Raw genomic sequence first — 19,047 nt, forward strand, 5'->3', positions numbered from 1 at the left:
GTCTTTCACCCCCGCCGATCCAGCCTCGCCACCAGCCGGTCCCCCGCCCACTGGATGCCGCAGACCAGGATGATCAGCACGATGACCACCGCGATCATGACGGACGTCTCAAATCGTTGATAGCCGTAGCGGATGGCGAGGTCGCCGAGGCCGCCGGCGCCGATGGCGCCGGCCATGGCCGAGGCACCGATCAGCGTCACCAGCGTCACCGTGAAGCCGGCGACGATGCCGGGCAGGGCTTCCGGCACCAGCACCTCGCGGATGATCGTCCAGCGGTTGCCGCCCATGGCGCGCGCCGCCTCGATCAAGCCACGGTCGACCTCACGCAACGACACTTCGGCAATGCGCGCGTAATAGGGCGTGGCGGCGATCGACAGCGGCACGATGGCTGCCCATGTGCCGATCGAGGTGCCGACGATCAGCCGCGTCACCGGGATCAGTGCCACCAGAAGGATGATGAAGGGCACCGAACGGAAGCCGTTGATGACGGCGCCGAGCGCCCGGTTCACCCACAGGCTTTCGGCAATCCCGCCGCGTTCGGTGGCGATCAGTGCCAGGCCGAGCGGCAGGCCGAAGACCAGCGAGATGAGGCCGGAGGCGGCTGTCATCAGGACGGTTTCCCAAATCGAACGCAGCAGAAGTTCAAACAGGATCGGCGACATGGCCAAGCACCTCCACCCGCGCCTGGCGGGTCTTCAGGAATGTGATGATGTCAGCGAGATGATTTGCATCGCTGCCGGGAACAGACAGGAACAGCGTGCCGACGGGCTGTTGCTGGATATGGTCGATGCCGCCGTGGATGAGGCGGAAGGCGCCTGGAACAGCCGTGGCAAGGTCGGACAGCAACGGGCCGCGTGCCGCATCACCGGCCACGTCGACGCGCAGGATCGTCTCCGCGCCGGCCGCCGGCAGCAGCCGGGCCGCCAGTTCGGCTGGCAGCTGTGGCCGGATGGCGCCGAGCAGGCTTTTGGTGATGTCTGATTGTGGGTCGGCAAACACCGACCAGACCGGCCCTTGCTCGACGATGCGCCCGGCGTCGATCACCGCAACGCGGTCGGCGATCGAGCGGACCACCTCCATCTCATGGGTGATCAGAAGGATGGTCAGCCCAAGCTGCCGGTTGATGTCCTTGAGAAGGGCGAGGATGGAGCGCGTTGTTTCCGGATCGAGCGCCGAGGTGGCTTCGTCCGACAAGAGCAGCGCCGGGCGTGCTGCCAGCGCCCGGGCGATGCCGACACGCTGCTTCTGGCCGCCCGACAGTGACGCCGGATAGGCTTTTGCCTTCTCGGACAGGCCGACGAGGTCGAGCAGTTCGGCGGCGCGCTTCAGTCGCTCGGCCTTCGGGCGGCCCTCGATCTTGAGCGGCAGCGCCACATTGTCTTCGACGGTCTTGGCCGACAGCAGGTTGAAATGCTGGAAGATCATGCCGATGCGCCGCCGTAGCGGCTGCAGGTCGCGCTCGCCGAGCCGGCTGATCTCTCGGCCTTCGATGAAAACTTCGCCGGAGTCAGGACGCTCCAGCCCGTTCAGGCAGCGGATCAGCGTCGACTTGCCGGCGCCGCTGCGGCCGATGATACCGAGGATCTCGCCCTTGCGCACGGTCAGCGAGATGCCGTCGAGCGCCGCTGTCGCACCGAAGCGGCGCTTCAGCTCGACGAGGCGCACGACGTCCTGAGACGCGTCGGGCCGGGCATGGATCGGATCGGCGGTTTCTCCGGATGCCGTGATATGCTGGTTCATGAATGTTCCTGTTCCCGAAAACGCAATCGCGGCCCGCGCCTGAGCGCGGACCGCTGTTGCTATCGAACCGGGCTTCCGGTCGACCGGATCAATAGGCGCTGAGGCCGGTGCCCTTGTAGACCTTGTCGAACTCGGCCTTCACCGCCTCGTTCTGATAGGAGGCGACCAGCGTCTTCACCCAGGCCTCGTTCTCGTTACCGGCCTTCACCGCGATGAAGTTGCGGTAGGGATTGTCGGCGATCGGCTCCTGCGCGATGCGGTTTTCCGGCGTCAGGCCGCTTTTCAGCGCCCAGTCGGTGTTGACCACGGCCGCGTCGAGATCCTCGACCGAGCGGCCGACAATGCCGGCGTCCAGTTCCTTGATCACCACCTTCTTCGCGTTCTCGGCGATGTCGACGGTGGCGGCGAGAATGCCGGTGCCGTCCTTCAATTTGATCACGCCCTCGTTCTGCAGCACGCGCAGCGCCCGGCCTTCATTGGATGGATCGTTCGGCACGCCGACGACCGCGCCCTCGGGCAGGTCGGCGACTGCTTTGTACTTCTTGGAGTAGAGGCCGATCGGCCACACGCCGGTATAGCCGACGCGCACGATATGATACCCTTGAGTCTTGATCTGGTTGTCGAGATAGGGCTGGTGCTGGAAGGCGTTGGCGTCGATTTCGCCGCGCTCCAGCGCCTCATTGGGCTGGGTGTAGTCGTTGAACACCACGGTTTCGATGGAGAGGCCCTTTTCGGCGGCCTGGGCGACGACGACTCGCCAGACATCCTCGTCCTCACCGCTGATGATACCCACCTTGATCGCCTTTTTGTCCTCGGCGAACGATGCGCCGGGCGCCATCAGGCTGCCGATCGCCACGGCCGAGGCGAACAGCAGAGCAAGGCCACTGCGCCGGTTGACGGTTGACCCCGGGGAAGATGGCAAAGTGTTCTTGAAGTCGGACATGATTGATCTCTGTGGTTGTGAAGTCATGGCAGCGAGGCGGATTGCCTAGCCTTGGTCACATCCTCAGAAATTCTATCAAGTTTATCAAAGAACGCCTTTCGCCGTTCTCGCCAAAGCCGGGAATATTCTCTCAAAATTTTCGGGTGAGTGAGAACGAGACGCCATTGAATCGATCGCCGCGGGCTACGATGCGATCCGCTGCGCTTCGGAAGTAAGATCGGACTCTCGGAAAAACCGGCGCTGACGCCAGGCTCAAAGCGCGATCCACGCCGTCTTCAGTTCCAAATATTTCTCCAGCGCGTGAAGCGACTTGTCGCGGCCGAAACCGGACTGTTTGACGCCGCCGAGCGGCACGGTGATGTCGGCGCCGCCATAGGTGTTGACGTGGACGACGCCGGCATTGATGGCGCGCACCATGCGGTGTGCTGTGGAGAGGTTGGCGGTCCACACCGCCGAGGCGAGCCCGTAGACGGTCGAATTGGCAAGCCGCACCGCCTCCTCCTCGGTCTCGAAGCGCATGACGCCGAGCACTGGCCCGAACACCTCCTCGCGCGCAAGCTGCATGTCTTGCGTGACATTCTCGAAGATCGTCGGCGCCATGTAGCTGCCGCCGGTCTCGGTCAGAATCCGCTCGCCACCGGTGACCAGCTGGGCGCCTTCTTCGGTGGCTCTGGCGACGAAACCGAGATTCTTGTTCAGTTGCTCGGCGCTCGACACGGCGCCGACATCGCTGGTGAGATCGAGCGGATCGCCGACTTTGAGCCGCGTGGTTGCCGCGACAAGTTCGTCCATGAACCGATCATAGACCGCTGACTGGACCAGAAGCCGCGAGCCGGCGACGCAGACCTGGCCGGAATTGCGAAAAATGCCGTTGGCCGAGACGACCGCCGCCTGTTTCAGGTCGGGAGCATCGGCAAAGACGATGTTGGGCGACTTGCCGCCGAGTTCGAGGAAGACGCGCTTCAGATTGGAGCGAGCGGAATATTCGAGCAGCCGTCGGCCGACCGGCCCCGAGCCGGTGAAGGCGATGGCGTCGACATCCATATGCAGGCCGAGCGCTTCGCCGGTGACCGCGCCACGGCCGGTGACGACATTGAGCACACCGGCGGGAAGTCCGGCCTCGCTTGCCAATTCGGCCAGCTGCAGCAGCGTCAGCGAAGCGATCTCCGGCGGCTTGACCACCACGCAATTGCCGGCGGCAAGTGCGGGCGCGATCTTCCAGGCGCCGATCATCAGCGGAAAGTTCCACGGCACGATGACGCCGACGACGCCGAGCGGCTCCTTGTGGATCAGTCCGAGCACATTGTCGGCCGTTGGCGCGATCTCGCCGTAGACCTTGTCGATCGCCTCGGCATAGTAGCGGATGGTGCCGGCGGCCGAGAGCGGTTCGGCCTTGTAGGCCATGCCGATCTCGGTGCCATTGTCGCGCACGCCGAGCACGGCGAGCTCGTCGGCATGCTTTTCGACCAGCTCGGCGAATTTCGTCAGCACCTTCTTGCGAAAGGCTGGCGCTGATCGCGACCACGAGCCCTTCTCGAACGCCTTGCGCGCCGACTTCACGGCGCGGTCGATATCGGCGGCGTTGCCGTCGGCGATGCTGGCGAACGGCCGGCCGTCGATCGGCGACGTCACCGGCAGGCTTGCGCCGCTTGTTGCCTCGATCTGCACGCCATCGATGAACAGGCCCCGTGCGCCGATCTCCGTCCTGCGCAGCGTGTCGATGGCATTCTGACTGATCATGGGTGACGGACTCCCAGGCAAACATGCAATGTGGTTGGCGCGCGGAATTCCCAGCCGCGAAACACCGGCTCCTTGCCAGGCACAAGGCTGAGATCGGGGAAGCGCAGGAGCAACAGCCTCACCGCAAGGCACATCTGCTCGCGTGCGAAAAACCGGCCCGAACAGAAATGATGGCCGAAGCCGAAAGCGGCATGGTTGCCTTCGTCGCGGTTGATGTCGAAGCGGTCTGGATCGGCAAAGCGGCTCTCGTCACGGCTTGCCGAGGAGACAAGTGCGGCAACCGCGGCACCGGCTGGAATCGTCACGCCGCCAAGCTCGACCGCCCGTGTCGTCTGCCGCGTCTGCGTGCCGATCGGCGCCACCCAGCGCAGGCCCTCGTCGACCGCCTTCGGCACGAAGGTCTCGGGATCGGCGAGCACCTGCCGCATCTGTTCGGGATGGGCCAGCAGACCGGCCAGGATCGAGCCGGCGCCATGTCCGGGCTCCTGCATGCCGCCAAGCAGGATGACCTTGATGCTCGGCATCAAAAAATCGATCGGCCGCGTCGTGCCCTCCGGCATGCCATCGTGCAGCATATGCGACAGCGCCGAGTCATCTGGCTGGCGCGCAAGTCTTTCCAGCGTCGGCAGGATGGCGTCGCCGACCTCGGCACTGATCGCGTCGGCGATCTCCTGCCGCTTCGGGTCGTTCTCGAAATTGATGGCGCCCTGGGCAAGGCCATAGAACCAGCGGCGCAGCGTCGGCATGTCAATGTCGGCAAGGCCGAGCGAGCGCGCCAGGCTGAGCGTCGACACCGGTTCGAAATAATCGGCCATCAGCTCGGCGGAGCCCTGGTTGGCGATCCGGTCGAGAAGAGGTTCGGCAATCGACCGCACGAGGTCGCCGGCATAGGCGGCAACGGTGCGCGGCCGGTATTTCGGATCGACGCCCTGTCGCAGCTGTTTATGCGTTTCGCCATCGGTGGTCAGGATGGTGGGCTTGCCGAAGGAGCGCTCGACCGGCGATGAGCCGACGACGGCGGAGAAGATGTCGGGCGACTTGGCGACGCTCTCGACATCCTTCCAGCGGGTGACGAACCACAGGTTGACCGCCGGCACGAAAGCGACAGGCGCACTGCGCCTGAGCTCTGCATAGATCGGGTAGGGATCGGCTTCCAAAGCCTCAACGGTGATATTTTCGGCAAAGCTCAAATCCGCCACTCCCCTTGTGGTGTAAGGGCGGCGTGGCACGCCGCCCCTTTGCTTTTCTCAATCTTTCAGCGGCTGGCCGAGGTTTTCGAAGGCTATGGGATCGCGGCTCTTCAGCGCGCTGGCCAGCAGCAGGCCGACGATCGCGGCGATCAGCACCAGCCCCGGCAGGAACACGCCAAGAAAACCGCCGGCCCCGGACAGGCTGCCGAAATTGATGACGATCAGGTAGATGATGATGACGAAAGCGATGAAGGTCAGCCCGGGCAGGATGGTGGTCTTCAGCGCGTTCTCCTGGGCTGCCGGGTTGGCGCGGAAGAACATCACCACGGCAAGCGAGGCCACCGCCATCATGACGATGACGCCGAGCGTCGCGACATTGGTCAGCCACGAAAACAGCGCCAGCACCGGATCGAGGCCGAGCACGGCGAACAGGCCGACGACGACCGCAGCGAGCACGCTCTGGATGACGGAAGCGACATGCGGGCTCTGGTGCACCGCATGCGTCACGCCAATCGTCTGCGGCAACAGTTTTTCGCGGCCCGAGACATAGATATAGCGCGCAACCGCATTGTGGAACGCCAGCACGCCGGCAAACAGGCTCGACACGAACAGGATGCTCATCGCCTGCGACAGCATCGTGCCGGCGTAACGATCCGACAGGCCGAACAGGAAGGTCGTCGGATCCTGCAGCCCTTGCAGCGTCGGCAGCAGCTTGTCGACACCGGCGCCGACCGCCATCAGCCATGCCGTGAGCATGTAGAAGACGCCGATCAACACGACCGAAAAATAGGTGGCGCGCGGAATGGTGATCTTTGGATCGCGGGCTTCCTCGGCATAGATCGTCGTCGCCTCGAAACCGATGAAGGCGGCAAAGCAGAACAGAATGGCGATGGCCGGCGAGCCTGATGTGATCTGGCTCCAGCTGAACGGCGCCGCCGACAGGCCGCTATCGCCGCCGGTCTTGAGGATGGCGATGTCGAGGACCAGCACCACAAGATATTCGCACAGCACCAGCACCGTTAGGATCTTGGCGGAGAGGTCGACCTGCCGATAGCCGAGCACGGCGACCAGCGCGATGGCGATGAAACTCCACACCCACCAGGGCAGGTTGATGCCCCAGCCGGCGAACAGGCCTGACGTCGCGGCGCCGAGCAGGCCCATGACCCCGATCTGCATGGCATTGTAGGACAGGATGGCGATCAGCGCCGTGGCGCCGCCGGCCATGCTGCCGAGGCCGCGCGCGGCATAGGCATAGAAGGCGCCGGCATTGCCGACATGGCGTGACATGGCGACATAGCCGACCGCGAACAAAAGCAGCAGCACAGTCACGATCAGATAAGTGCCGGCAAAGCCGGCGCCATTGCCCATCAGCATGCCGAGCGGCGTGCCGCCGGCGACGGCCGTGAGCGGGGCGGCCGCCGAAATCACCATGAAGGTGATGGCGCCGACGCCAAGACTGTTCTTGCGCAGCCTGTTGGCCGGCGCCTGTTCTGCAACTGCTGTCATCGATCCCTCCTGTTTGCAAACCCTCAGGCTCGCCGGCCGAATGGCCTGTCCCATGCACTCTGGCGGTTGGTTCGTTATTTGAACCGTTATTTTGAATATAGACTTGCAAACAATGCCGATGCCTGTCAAGTTAATTCACACGTTAAATGATTGTCCCGAACCGGGAGGCAAATTTGAGTACGGTCGGAAAAGCGATCTCGCTTCTGGAGCTGTTCAGCGTCGACGAGCCCGAGCTCGGCCTGTCCGATCTGGCGCGCCGCTCGGGCTTCGACAAGGCGACGACACGGCGGCTGCTGGTTGCGCTGGCCGGCCATGGTTTTGTCGAGCAGGATATCGGCACGCGGCACTATCGCCTCGGCGCCGGCCTGTCGCGGCTGGCGCGCATCCGCGAAGCGCGCTTTCCTTTCCTGCAGACAGCTGTTCCGCTGGTGCGGGACCTGGCAGCATCGACGGCCGAGACCGTGCATTTGTCGGAATTCGGCGTCGACAGGCTGGTCACCGTCCATGTCGAGCATCCGGCATGGGCGAACCGGGTCAACATCGACATCGGTCAGTTGTTGCCCCTGCATTCGACCGCGTCGGGCATCGCCTATTTGGCCTTCGCCCGCGACGAGACCGTCAAGGCGTGCCTGACGGGTTCCCTCGACGCTTTCACGGCCCATACGCTGATCGAGCCGGCCGCCATCTCAAGATGCATGAGCGAGGCGCGCGAGCGCGGCTATTCGATCTGCGACCAGGGCTATGAGGAAGGTGTGATCAGCGTCGCGGCGGCAATCCGCGGGGCGGATGGCTTTGCGCTCGGCACCATCGCGGTGGCGGCGCCAAAGGCCAGAACGACGGCAGCCGCGATCACGGAGCGGGGACTTGCCGTGAGGGAGGCGGCACGGGAGATTTCCATGCGCCTCAACGGCGAAAACCTGCAAATCTTGAGGAGGCAGGCCTGATGCCCTCGGAGACAGCGCCCCGCATCCTGGTCATCGGCACGGGCGACACAAAGGCCGAAGAGCTGCTGTTCATGAAACAGTGCATCGAGCAGTCAGGCGGCAGCGCCGTGATGATGGATGTCAGCGTGCTGGGCGACCCGCCCTACAGCCCGGACCACGACAAGCATGCCGTGGCCCGGGCCGTGGATGTGACGATCGCCGAGATCGTCTCGAGCGGTGATGAGAACACCGCCATGACGCTGATGGCCGGCGGCGCGGTGCAGCTGGTGCGCAAGCTCCATCAAAACGGCGAGATCGACGCTTTCATCGCCATCGGCGGTTCGATGGGGACAGATCTGGCGCTCGACGTGGCGCTTTGCCTGCCGCTCGGTGTGCCGAAATTCGTCGTCTCGACCATCGCCTATTCGCATCTCATCCCGCCCGAGCGCGTCGCGCCCGACCTGATGATGATCCTCTGGGCCGGCGGGCTGTACGGCCTCAACTCGATCTGCAGGCTGGTCCTGTCACAGGCCTGTGGTGCGGTCGTCGGCGCGGCCAGGATTGTGCTGGAGGCCCGCATGTCGGCTCCAGCAATCGGCCCGACCATCGGCATGACCTCGCTCGGCAGCAGCTGCCTGCGCTACATGAAGACGCTGAAGCCGGCGCTGGAACAGCGCGGCTATGACGTTGCCGTCTTCCACACCACCGGAATGGGCGGCCGCGCCTTCGAATCGATTGCCGGTCAGGACCATTTTTGCGCGGTGTTCGACTTCAGCCTGCAGGAAATTACCAATCATCTCGCGGGCTCCGTCGTCAGTTCCGGCACCGACCGGCTGGAGAATGCCGGCGCTCGCGGCACTCCGCAGATCGCCGCACCCGGGGCGGTCGACATGGTCGATCTGCCGACCTGGCAGGATTTGCCGGCTAAATTCTCGACGCGGCCCTTTCATGCCCACAACAGGCTGATCGCGTCGATCACCGTCGATGCCGACGATCGTCGGCAGGTCGCCAGGACCATCGCCGCCAAGCTCGGCGCCGCGAAAGGCCGCTCCGCCTTCATCCTGCCTACCGGCGGCATCCAGGAATGGGACGTGCAGGGCGAGCCGCTCTATGAACCCGAGGCTCTCGCGGCCTTCGCAGATGAAATGCGCAGGGCTATTCCCGCCGGGGTCGAGTTCCACGAGATCGACGCTCACATCAACAGCGACGACTTCGTCGGCAAGGCGCTCGAGATATTCGACCGCTGGGTCGAGGAAGGCATCGTCCCGCGCGGCAAGCCGGCCAAGGGAGTGGCAGCGTGAGCGCTGTTCCCGCCCAGGCGCTTGTCCTTGATTTCGGCGGCGTCGTCACCCGGACGCTGTTCGAGACGCATGCCTTGACCGAACAGGCGCTCGGCCTTGCGCCGGGAACGCTGCAATGGCGCGGGCCGTTCGATCCGGACAGCGATCCGCTGTGGCGCGCGATGCAGGCCGACGAGATCAGCGAGCGCGACTACTGGCGCTCCCGCACCAGTGAGGTCGGTCGGCTGGTCGGCGAGGACTGGCAGGCGATGGAGACCTTCGTCCAACGAGCGCGCGGCGCCGAGCCGGAAAAGGTGGTGCGGCCCGAGGCCGACAGCGCCATTCGCACGGTGCATGCGGCGGGTTTTCGGCTGGCGATCCTGTCAAACGAACTCGACCTGTTCTACGGCGCCGATTTCCGCCGGCGGCTGCCGTTGCTCGGCCTGTTCGACCTCATCGTCGACGCCACCTATACCGGCATCCTCAAGCCCGATCCACGCGCCTATGCCTTGGTCACCGAGGCGCTCGGCCTGCCTGCCGGCGCTTGCGTCTTCGTCGACGACCAGCAGCGCAATGTCGATGGCGGCTCTGCTGCCGGCATGCGCACGGTCCATTTCGACGTCGCTCGCCCGGCTCATTCCTATGCCGAGGCCCTCGGTCATTTCGGCCTCGTCCCAGTTGCCTGAGATTTTTTTGCGGAGTCCTCTATGCGCGACATCAATTTTCTCACCGAAACCAACGCCAAGCCGATCTGGCACCCGATGGCGCATCCGGCCGAGATGCGGGCCAACCCGCCAAAGGTGATCATGAAAGGCGAGGGTGTGATGGTCACCGACATCGCCGGCAACACCGTGCTCGACGCCGTCGGCGGCCTGTGGAACGTCAATCTCGGCTACAGCTGCGACCCGATCAAGCAGGCGATCGCCGACCAGCTTTCGGCGCTGCCCTATTATTCCGGCTTTCGCGGCACCTCGACCGGGCCGTCGATAGAACTCGCCTACGAACTCTGCGAATGGTTCGAGCCAGAAGGCATGGTGCGGACCTTCTTCACCTCGGGCGGCTCGGATTCAGTAGAAACGGCACTTCGGCTGGCCAGGCAATACTGGAAGATCCGCGGCCAGGCCGACCGGACAAAATTCCTCGCCCTGAAGAAGGGCTATCACGGCACGCATTTCGGCGGCGCGTCGGTTAACGGCAACGCCAATTTCCGTCGCAACTACGAGCCTCTGCTGCCCGGCGTCTTCCACATTCCCGCGCCCTGGACCTTCCGCAACCCGTTCGATGAGACCAACCCAGCGCGGCTGGCGAAACTGTGCGCCAAGGCGCTGGAGGACGAAATCGCCTTCCAGGGCGGCGACACCATCGCCGCTTTCATCATGGAGCCGGTTCTCGGCGCCGGCGGCGTCATCGTTCCGCATGAGAGCTTCATGCCACTGGTGCGTGAGATCTGCGACCGCCACGAGATCCTGCTGATCGCCGACGAGGTGGTGACGGGCTTCGGCCGCACCGGCGCATGGTCGGGCTCGCGTCTGTCCGGCGTGAAGCCGGATTTCATGACCATCGCCAAGGCGATCACGTCAGGCTATTTCCCGCTCGGCGCGACCTTGATCGGCGGAAAAGTCGCCGATGTCTTCGAGGCCGACAAGACCAGTTTTGGTGCGATCGGCCACGGCTATACCTATTCCGGCCACCCGGTCGGCTGCGCGGCGGGTCTGGCGGCGCTTGCCGAGACCAAACGGCTTCGCCTGAACGAGAACGCGGCGGCACGGGGCGTCGAACTCGCGGCCACGCTGGAGGGGCTGAAGGCCAGGCATGCGATCGTCGGCGATGTCAGGTACAAGGGCCTGATGGCGGCGCTGGAGCTGGTCTCGGACCGCACGACGAAAAAGCCGGCCGACAAGAAGACCATGGCCGTGGTTTCGGAGGCCGCCTATGAGGCCGGCGTCATGCTGCGTGTGTCGGGCAACACCATCATCCTGTCGCCGCCGCTCATCATCACCGCCGCCGATGTGACGAAGATTGGCGAAGCGCTGGATGCAGGCCTATCGAAGGCCTGACGGGTTAGCTGGACACAACGGAGTTTCAAGACGCAATGAGCCAATCGCAAGAAGCACTGGTTAGCCGGCGTTCCCGCCTGCTCGGCGCGAAATCGCAATTGTTCTACGACGAGCCCGTGCATCTGGTGCGCGGCGAAGGCGTCTGGCTCTACGATGCCGATGGTCGGAAATATCTCGACGCCTACAACAATGTCGCACATGTCGGCCACTGCCACCCGCATGTGGTCGAAGCCCTGTGCCGGCAGGCCAGCCTGCTCAACACCCACACGCGCTATCTGCACACCGCCATCCTTGATTATGTCGAGCGGCTGACCGCGACCTTCGATGCCAGCCTGTCGTCCGCCATCCTGACCTGCACCGGCAGTGAGGCCAACGACATCGCGCTGCGCATGGCGCAGGCCGCAACCGGCCGCATGGGCATCATCGCCACCGACGCCACCTACCATGGCAACACCACGGCGGTTTCGCAGCTCAGCACCCGCATGCCGCCGGTCGGCGGCCGCGCGCGCCAAGTGCGGCTGGTGCCGACGCCCGACAGCTATCGCCATCCCGATGCGACGGCCGACGGCAAGGCCTTTGGCGATGCGGTGCGGGGAGCCATCGCCGCGCTGGCAAAGGACGGCATCGGCCTGTCCGGCATCATTTTGTGCCCGCTGCTCGAAAATGAAGGCTTCCCGACGCTTCCCAGCGGATTTTTCGAAGACGCCGTGGCGGCGGTGCGTGAAGCGGGCGGGTTGGTCATCGCCGATGAGGTGCAACCTGGTTTCGGCCGTACCGGCAGCCATTTCTGGGGCCACCAGCGCGCTGGCTTCGTGCCCGACATCGTCACCATGGGCAAGCCGATGGGCAACGGCCATCCGGTCGCCGCGGTGGTCACCACCAAGGACACATTGGCGACCTTCCGCAACGCTTTCCGTTACTTCAACACCTTTGGCGGCAATCCGGTTTCCTGCGCGGTGGCCAATGCCGTCCTCGACGTCATCGAGCAGGAAGATCTCGTCGCCAACGCACGTGACGTCGGCGCCTATGCGCTCGGTCTGCTGCGCCCGCTGGCCGAGCGCCATGAATGCATCGGCGAGGTCAGGGGCGCCGGCCTGTTCTTCGGCGCCGAACTGGTTCACGACCGCGAGACGCGCGAGCCGGCGCCCGACATTGCCGAGCAGGTCGCCAACCGCATGCGCCACCGCGGTGTGCTCATGGGCAAGACCGGGATCCACGGCAATGTGCTGAAGATCCGCCCGCCCATGCCGTTCTCGCGCGACAATGCCGACGTCCTGATCGGCGCCCTCGACGAGGTGCTGGGTGAAGTCGGCGGAGTGAAGGCGTGAACGCTGTTTCCACGCAATCCGAGCCCGAGACGGCAGCCGATGTCACCGAGCTTGCCAAGCGCGCGCTCGAACATTGGGGCATTCGTGAGGGTGAGCCAGAGCTGCTGAAATTCCGCGAGAACGCGGTGTTTCGCGTCATCTTGCCAACAGGCCAGCCGGCCGCCATGCGCATTCATCGGCTTGGCTATCACACGGACGCCGCCCTGCGCTCGGAACTGCAATGGATGGGCTTTTTGCAAGCGGCCGGCATCGCCACGCCATCTGCGGTCGCCACGCCGGCCGGCGATCTGTTCGTGCTTGTCAGCGCCAACGCCTCAGTGCAACCCCGGCAAGTCGATTGCTTGAGCTGGCTGGAAGGCCGCGCCGTCGGCGCGCGAGGCGTGCCGCTGGATTTTACGCCCGAGCAGGCAAGACAGGTCTTTACCGCGATGGGCCGAACCATCGCCCACATGCACAATGTCACGTCTGCCTGGACGCCGCCCGCCGGCTTTGCCCGCCATGCCTGGGATTTCAATGGCTTCTTCGGCGCGAACCCGAATTGGGGCCGCTTCGAGACCTCGCCCTTCCTCGACGGCCCTCATCGCGAGCTGGTTTTCCAGGCGCGGGAAAAGGCCGTGAAGGCGCTGTCGGAGCATGAACGCAGCGCCCGCAATTTCGGCATCATCCACGCCGATCTGGTGCGCGAGAATGTGCTCGTCCATGACGGCGCGATCCGCATCATCGACTTCGACGATTGCGGCCATGGCTGGCACATGTACGACCTTGCCGTCGCGCTCTACCAGAACCGCGATGAGGCGATCTATCCGCTGATCGAGGCCGCTTTGCTCGAGGGCTATCGGCAGGAGCGGGCACTGACCGCGCGCGACATCGCCGCGCTGCCGCTGTTTTCGGCGTTGCGTGCCTTTGCTTTCCTCGGTTGGGTGCAGAGCCGCGTCGAAGGCGACATCACCAGGGATGTCGGCCAGCGTATGTCGGCCATCGCAGCCGATGTGGTGATTGCCTATCTGCGTGGCGAATAGGGCCGATCAATAAGAACTGGCGGGTCATCAGCCCTTCGCGAAATGGATGCTGACCGTGCCCGAACTGCCGAAATCGGCGACGATCGTGTCGCCGGGCCGCGCCTCGACCGGGCGCACGAACGATCCAGAGAGCACCACCTCGCCAGCCGCGATCGACATGCCGTAGCGGGCGAGCCTGTCCGCCAGCCAGGCGATGCCCATGGCCGGGTGGTTGAGCACGCCGGCGCCAAGCCCGGTTTCCTCTACCTCGGCGTTGCGCGAGACGATGGCGCCGATCCAGCGCATGTCGGCCTCATCAGGACGTTGCCGCCGGCCGCCGATGACAATGCCGGCATTGGCGGCATTGTCGGAAATCGTGTCGAAGAAGGTGCGCACCTTCTTCGTCTCGGCATTGACGCGCTCGATGCGCGTATCGAGGATTTCCAGCGCCGGTGTGATGTAGTCGGTGGCGTGGAGCACGTCGGAGATGGTCACGCCGGGGCCTTTCAGCGGCGCCTTCATGACGAAGGCGATCTCGGCCTCGACGCGCGGCTGGATGAAGCGGCCGGCCGGCACCGTCGCGCCGTCATGGAAGAACATGTCGTCGAACAGCACGCCCGAATCCGGCGTGTCGATGGCAAGCGCGTACTGCATTGCCTTCGATGTCAGCCCGATCTTCCAGCCCTTCGGCTTCAGCCCGGCATCGATCTTGCGCGCCACCAGCGCCGCTTGCACGCGATAGGCGTCCTCCATCGTCGCATCGGGAAAATCGAGGCTGAGCAGACGGATCTGGCGGCGCGACCGCTCGGCCTCGAACAGCTGTGCCGCGGCGTCCTCCACCTGTTCCGGGGTCATTGCGCTGCCTCGTCGACGACACCGTTTCTGAGCACGCCGATGCCTTCGGCCTCCACCTCGATCACGTCGCCGGGCTTCAGCCAGATCGGCGGCTCGAAGCGGGCGCCAGCACCCGTCGGCGTGCCGGTGACGATGATATCGCCCGGCACCAGCGTGGTGAAGGTCGAGATGTAGTTGATGATCTTGCGGAAGGAAAAAATCATCCGGCTGGTGCGGTCCTGCTGGCGCAACTCGCCATTGACGCGGGTGGTCAGCGCGATGTCGGCGATCTGCGCCTCGTCGCTGAACGGCACCAGCCATGGGCCGATCGAGCCGCTGCGGTCGAAATTCTTGCCTTGCGTGACGTTGAACTTGGCATGGCGCACCCAGTCGCGGATGGTGCCTTCATTGCACAGCGAGAGCGCCGCGATATGGCCGAGCGCGTCGGCCTCGGCAATGCGCCGGCCGGCCTTGCCGATGACGATGACGATCTCGCCCTCATAGTCGAGCTGCGGTGATTCCGGCGGCCGCACCAGCGGCGCGCCATGGCCGACGAAGGAGCGGGGGAAGCGGATGAACAGTGACGGGTTGGAGGGCGCTGCCTGGCCGTCCTTGTACTCCTCGTTGCGGTCGGGGTAGTTGACGCCGACGCAGATGATCTTTTCCGGTGACGGGATCGGGATTTCATAGGCGATGGCGTCGAGCGGAAAATCGGCGGCAAACGCCTCGGCCTCTTCCGCCAGCCGCCGCAAGGCGCCGGCCTCGATCACTTCCCGCAACGTCGGCCATTGGCCGTGGCGCGCCGACAAGTCGACGACACCGTTGCCTGATATCGCGCCATAGCGCACCTTGCCGCCGACGGTGAAGGTGGCGAGCCGTGCGTGGTTCATGCTGCGGCTCCGGCGATGGTGAATATCGGCGAGGTCGGAGCTCTACGACGCCCCCCTCTGTCCTGCCGGACATCTCCCCCTCTTGGGGGGAGATTGGATGTCATCTCTGCCTTCGCCAATTTCCAACGCTGCAAGAGAGGCGCTGACCATGGGCCTGGCCAATCTCCCCCCTTGAGGGGGAGATGTCCGGCAGGACAGAGGGGGGCGTGACGGAACGCTATCATCTCTGAATTCCCGTCTAAGGCGCAATGATCGGCGAAGCCGCCAAATCCGGCTGGCGTGCCTTCGCTCCGGCAAACACACTGCCCTCCTCGAACCAGCTTTTCGGCGCCGGCGCGCCCCACAGCGTCTGGCGTTGCGGGTCCTTGAGGTCCCATTTTATCGGCTCGAGGTCCGGATCGACCGTCTGGTAATCCGAACAGTAAATCTCGATGCGGTGGTTGTCCGGGTCTCTGACATAGAGGAAGAAGGCGTTGGAAATACCGTGCCGGCCGGGGCCGCGTTCGATGTTCGGCAAATAGCCCGTCGTTGCCATCAGATCGAGCAGGTCGATGATGTTGAGCGGCGTCGGCACCCAGAAGGCGACATGGTGCAGGCGCGGCCCGATGCCGTTGGTGAAGGCGATGTCGTGCACGCCGCCCTTGCGGTGCGTCCACGCCGCCCACAGCCTTCCGCTGCTGGCGTCCTCGGTATACTCGGTCACCCGGAAGCCGAGCTCGTTGTAGAAGGCGACGGACTCGTCGACATTGGGCGAGAAGCAGTTGAAGTGGTCAATGCGCAGCGGCTTGACGCCCTTGTACAGCGCATACTTCTGGTGGATCGGCGGCAGCCGCTCCATCTCAGCGTAGAATTCGAGCGGAATGCCGTGCGGATCGCGGGTGCGGAAGGTGCGCGACTGGTAAGGCCGCTCGACCCATTCCACCGGCAGGCCCTTGTCCTTGAAGAAATGCACTGCCTTGTCGAGGTCTTCATCCGAGAAGACCTTGAAGCCAAGGTCGCGCGCTTCTGCCGTGGCCGCCTTCTTCAGCACGATGCAATGGTGCCCACGCTCCTCCAGCGCCCTGAGATAGATGGTGTCCGATGTCTCGTCGGTGACCTGCAGGCCGAGCGTATCGACATAGAAGGCGCGGGATTTGGCGAGGTCGGTGACGGCCAGCTCGACATGGCTGAGGCGCACGATGTTGAAGGCGGGGTAGAGATTGGGCTTGGGCAAGGGCATCTGATTTCCTCCGGTCAGCCGCCGAGTTTCTGGATCGCGTGCGCCGTCGTCGCAAAGGCTATGTTCTTCGTCTCCATGTAGAAGTCGAAGGAATGGTCCCCGCCGTCGCGGCCGATGCCGGAATTCTTGACGCCGCCGAACGGTGTCGGCAAATGGCGCACATTCTCGGAATTGACCCAGATCATGCCGGCATCGAGCGCGTCTGTGAAGCGGAAGGCGCGGGTGACGTCCGAGGTCCAGAGATAGCCGGTCAGGCCGTATTGCGTGTCGTTGGCCAGCGCAAGCGCCTCGGCCTCGTCGTTGAAGGGAATGGCGCTCAGCACCGGCCCGAAAATCTCCTCCTGCGCAATGCGCATGCCGTTGGTGACGTTGGTGAACAGTGTCGGGCCGACATAACAGCCGCCGCCCGGCCCATCGACCTTGCCGCCGCCGACGGCGAGCGTGGCCCCCTCCGACCTGCCGATGTCGATATAGGACAGCACCTTCTTCTCATGCACCGGATGGATGAGCGGGCCGACCACCGTTTTCGGATCGAGCGGATGGCCGACGACGATGCGCTTCGCCCTCTCCGCGATTTTGGCGGTGAAGCTTTCATAGATCGAAGCTTCGACCAGCAGTCGCGACGATGAGGTGCAGCGTTCGCCATTCAGCGAATAGATCATGAATACGGCGGCGTCGGCGGCGCGTTCGAGATCGGCGTCGGCAAAGACGATCACCGGGTTCTTGCCGCCAAGTTCGAAATGCACGCGCTTCAGCGTGTCGGCGCCTTGTTTCATGATCATCGAGCCGGTACGGCTCTCGCCGACAAAGCCGATCGCCTTGATGTCGGGATGCTCGGTCAACGCCTTGCCGGCATCTTCACCCAGGCCGTTGACCAGGTTCCACACACCCTTCGGCAGACCGGCCTCCTCGGCGATCTCGACCAGCAGGCGGGCGGTCAGCGGCGAAAATTCAGCCGGCTTATGAACCACGGTGCAGCCGGCCGCCAGCGCCGGTGCGATCTTCCAGGTCGACAGCATGAACGGCGTGTTCCACGGCGTGATGATGCCGACCGGGCCGATAGGCACCCGCGTGGTGAGGTTGACCTGGCCCGTGGTCCGCAGCGTCTCGCCGTCTCGGGCTTCGGGTGCACGGTCGGCGAAGAAGCGGAAATTCTCGGCACCCCGCAACGCCGCCTTGGCCATGAACTTCAGCGCCTGGCCGGTATCCATGCATTCGACGAAGGCTATCTCCTCGGCACGCGCCTCGATCGCGTCGGCGATTCTGTGCAGCAGCTTCTTGCGCGCTTCGCCCGGCATGGCGGCCCAGGCTGGAAACGCAGCCTTGGCTGCCCTGGCGGCGCGGTCGATGTCGGCGGCTCCGCCGCGCGCGACGCTTGCCAGCGGCTTCAGGTCGACCGGCGACAGCGTTTCGAACGTCGCGCCGTCGAGCGCCGGTACCGCCTCGCCGCCGATCTGGTTCAACACGCCATCGCGCCTGAAGCGGTCCATATAGGCCTCGGCCTTGTTCAGATTGCCTTGCAGGTCGGACATGTCGGGTTCCGTCACTTGCCGCGCAGTCGCGGGTGGATTGCGTTTCTCTTCCAACTCAGCTCCGGGTCGATTTCCCGGATCTCGAGCGACAGGGCGAAATGCGGGGTCTCGAACAGCCCGGCGAGATATTCGCTCACCGCCGCGAAGACGGCTTCGCCGGTCCGCTTCTTCTCATCAGGGCTGCGGCCGGTGCCGATGCGAAACGACATGTCGAGAAAAGCGTTTTCCGGCAGACTGTCGGCCATCGCGTAAGCCTCGGCGCGAAAGGCCCGCACCCGCACGGCGCCGGTCTCGAACAGCCCGGTGTCCAGCACGGTGCGCAACACCAGCGCGCACAATTCGCCCATGTCGACCTTGGCATCGAGATTGGCTGAATACTCGATGGAGAAGTGAGGCACGGCGTTTCCCTGGTCTATTGCTTTTGTTGTAGTTAACGCGTTAATTACATGCAACGCCGACGAAGTCAAGTCTTGCATCGGCCTTGGCGCAACGATACGGGATGGCAGGAACGGGCCCTGGCAGGCGGATTCGGCTGAGGGAAGGCCTGTTTTCGATCGCAAGCGTGGGAGGCTCTTTTTCTTGCTGCCTGAAAACACCCGTCGTTCTCTGCCAATGGCGCTGCTTCATGCCCGCGAAGCGGTGATGGCGCGGTTTCGGCCGATGCTTGCGGCGCATGACGTGACCGAACAGCAATGGCGCGTGCTGCGCGTGCTGAGCGAAGCCGGCCCGGTCGAGGCGACGGAACTCGCCGACCGCGCCTCGGTTTTGCCGCCCAGCCTGACGCGCATCATCAAGGCGCTCGAGGGCCGCAAATTCATCACCCGCAACAAGGCCGAAGGCGACGGCCGACGCGTCGTTCTAACCATT

18 protein-coding genes are annotated in these 19,047 nt (G+C 64.4%); 7 read left to right on the forward strand and 11 right to left on the reverse strand.

The annotated features are described in order from the left end of the window. Positions 1-5 precede the first annotated feature (5 nt). From EN939_RS01905 to EN939_RS01930, 6 genes are all read right to left on the reverse strand, one after another. Positions 6-662 carry a methionine ABC transporter permease gene (locus tag EN939_RS01905; RefSeq protein WP_127266743.1) on the reverse strand — a complete coding sequence of 219 codons (657 nt, stop codon included), beginning with the start codon at positions 660-662 and terminating at the stop codon, positions 6-8. Next, the gene (locus tag EN939_RS01910) at positions 643-1,740 is read right to left on the reverse strand and encodes a methionine ABC transporter ATP-binding protein (RefSeq protein WP_127266744.1); all 1,098 of its coding nucleotides are present in this window, start codon (positions 1,738-1,740) and stop codon (positions 643-645) included. Before EN939_RS01910 ends, EN939_RS01905 begins: the two co-directional genes overlap by 20 nt. An 88-nt stretch (positions 1,741-1,828) precedes the next feature. Continuing rightward, a complete protein-coding gene (locus tag EN939_RS01915) occupies positions 1,829-2,683 on the reverse strand; it encodes a MetQ/NlpA family lipoprotein (protein ID WP_127266745.1) in 855 nt (284 codons plus the stop codon). A 252-nt stretch (positions 2,684-2,935) separates the two neighbouring features. After that, complete coding sequence (locus tag EN939_RS01920; RefSeq protein ID WP_127266746.1) at positions 2,936-4,423, reverse strand: aldehyde dehydrogenase; 1,488 nt, start codon at positions 4,421-4,423, stop codon at positions 2,936-2,938. Next, positions 4,420-5,613: a cytochrome P450 gene (locus EN939_RS01925; RefSeq protein WP_127266747.1), complete on the reverse strand. Its 1,194-nt coding sequence runs from the start codon at positions 5,611-5,613 to the stop codon at positions 4,420-4,422. The genes EN939_RS01920 and EN939_RS01925 overlap by 4 nt, the downstream gene beginning before the upstream one ends. Before the next feature lie 57 nt (positions 5,614-5,670). Beyond that, positions 5,671-7,119, reverse strand: a complete 1,449-nt coding sequence (locus tag EN939_RS01930) for an APC family permease (protein ID WP_127266748.1) — start codon at positions 7,117-7,119, stop codon at positions 5,671-5,673. A 173-nt stretch (positions 7,120-7,292) separates the two neighbouring features. Here EN939_RS01930 and EN939_RS01935 point away from each other — a divergent pair, with 173 nt between their 5' ends. Genes EN939_RS01935 through EN939_RS01960 form a run of 6 tightly spaced genes read left to right on the forward strand, consistent with a single transcriptional unit; the run spans position 7,293 to position 13,726 of the window. Next, the gene (locus EN939_RS01935) at positions 7,293-8,063 is read left to right on the forward strand and encodes an IclR family transcriptional regulator (RefSeq protein ID WP_127266749.1); all 771 of its coding nucleotides are present in this window, start codon (positions 7,293-7,295) and stop codon (positions 8,061-8,063) included. Then, positions 8,063-9,343, forward strand: a complete 1,281-nt coding sequence (locus EN939_RS01940; RefSeq protein ID WP_127266750.1) for a Tm-1-like ATP-binding domain-containing protein — start codon at positions 8,063-8,065, stop codon at positions 9,341-9,343. Before EN939_RS01935 ends, EN939_RS01940 begins: the two co-directional genes overlap by 1 nt. Further along, entirely contained in the window at positions 9,340-10,008 is a 669-nt protein-coding gene (locus EN939_RS01945; RefSeq protein WP_127266751.1) for an HAD family hydrolase, read from the forward strand. The genes EN939_RS01940 and EN939_RS01945 overlap by 4 nt, the downstream gene beginning before the upstream one ends. 21 nt (positions 10,009-10,029) lie before the next feature. After that, positions 10,030-11,379 (forward strand): aminotransferase class III-fold pyridoxal phosphate-dependent enzyme, encoded by a 1,350-nt coding sequence (locus tag EN939_RS01950; RefSeq protein ID WP_127266752.1) that lies wholly within the window; start codon positions 10,030-10,032, stop codon positions 11,377-11,379. A 35-nt stretch (positions 11,380-11,414) separates the two neighbouring features. Continuing rightward, a complete protein-coding gene (locus EN939_RS01955) occupies positions 11,415-12,707 on the forward strand; it encodes an aminotransferase class III-fold pyridoxal phosphate-dependent enzyme (protein ID WP_127266753.1) in 1,293 nt (430 codons plus the stop codon). Further along, positions 12,704-13,726, forward strand: a complete 1,023-nt coding sequence (locus EN939_RS01960; RefSeq protein ID WP_127266754.1) for a phosphotransferase enzyme family protein — start codon at positions 12,704-12,706, stop codon at positions 13,724-13,726. The genes EN939_RS01955 and EN939_RS01960 overlap by 4 nt, the downstream gene beginning before the upstream one ends. 27 nt (positions 13,727-13,753) lie before the next feature. Here EN939_RS01960 and hpaH read toward each other — a convergent pair whose 3' ends face one another. The 5 genes from hpaH to EN939_RS01990 all read right to left on the reverse strand — a co-directional run bounded on the left by hpaH (position 13,754) and on the right by EN939_RS01990 (position 18,578). Beyond that, complete coding sequence (gene hpaH / locus EN939_RS01965; protein ID WP_127266755.1) at positions 13,754-14,560, reverse strand: 2-oxo-hept-4-ene-1,7-dioate hydratase; 807 nt, start codon at positions 14,558-14,560, stop codon at positions 13,754-13,756. Beyond that, positions 14,557-15,429 carry a fumarylacetoacetate hydrolase family protein gene (locus EN939_RS01970; protein ID WP_127266756.1) on the reverse strand — a complete coding sequence of 291 codons (873 nt, stop codon included), beginning with the start codon at positions 15,427-15,429 and terminating at the stop codon, positions 14,557-14,559. The genes hpaH and EN939_RS01970 overlap by 4 nt, the downstream gene beginning before the upstream one ends. A gap of 238 nt (positions 15,430-15,667) precedes the next feature. Beyond that, positions 15,668-16,648 (reverse strand): 3,4-dihydroxyphenylacetate 2,3-dioxygenase, encoded by a 981-nt coding sequence (gene hpaD, locus EN939_RS01980; protein WP_127266757.1) that lies wholly within the window; start codon positions 16,646-16,648, stop codon positions 15,668-15,670. Positions 16,649-16,662: 14 nt separating this feature from the next. Then, the gene (gene hpaE, locus EN939_RS01985; RefSeq protein WP_127266758.1) at positions 16,663-18,180 is read right to left on the reverse strand and encodes a 5-carboxymethyl-2-hydroxymuconate semialdehyde dehydrogenase; all 1,518 of its coding nucleotides are present in this window, start codon (positions 18,178-18,180) and stop codon (positions 16,663-16,665) included. An 11-nt stretch (positions 18,181-18,191) separates the two neighbouring features. Beyond that, positions 18,192-18,578 carry a 5-carboxymethyl-2-hydroxymuconate Delta-isomerase gene (locus EN939_RS01990; RefSeq protein WP_127266759.1) on the reverse strand — a complete coding sequence of 129 codons (387 nt, stop codon included), beginning with the start codon at positions 18,576-18,578 and terminating at the stop codon, positions 18,192-18,194. Positions 18,579-18,792: 214 nt separating this feature from the next. Between EN939_RS01990 and hpaR the strand changes: the two genes are divergently transcribed. Continuing rightward, the coding region (gene hpaR / locus EN939_RS01995; protein WP_245473046.1) for a homoprotocatechuate degradation operon regulator HpaR at positions 18,793-19,047 on the forward strand (255 nt) is incomplete at its 3' end.

The organism is Mesorhizobium sp. M7A.F.Ca.CA.002.05.1.1, assembly GCF_003998335.1.
In the GTDB taxonomy this organism is placed as follows: Bacteria; Pseudomonadota; Alphaproteobacteria; order Rhizobiales; family Rhizobiaceae; genus Mesorhizobium.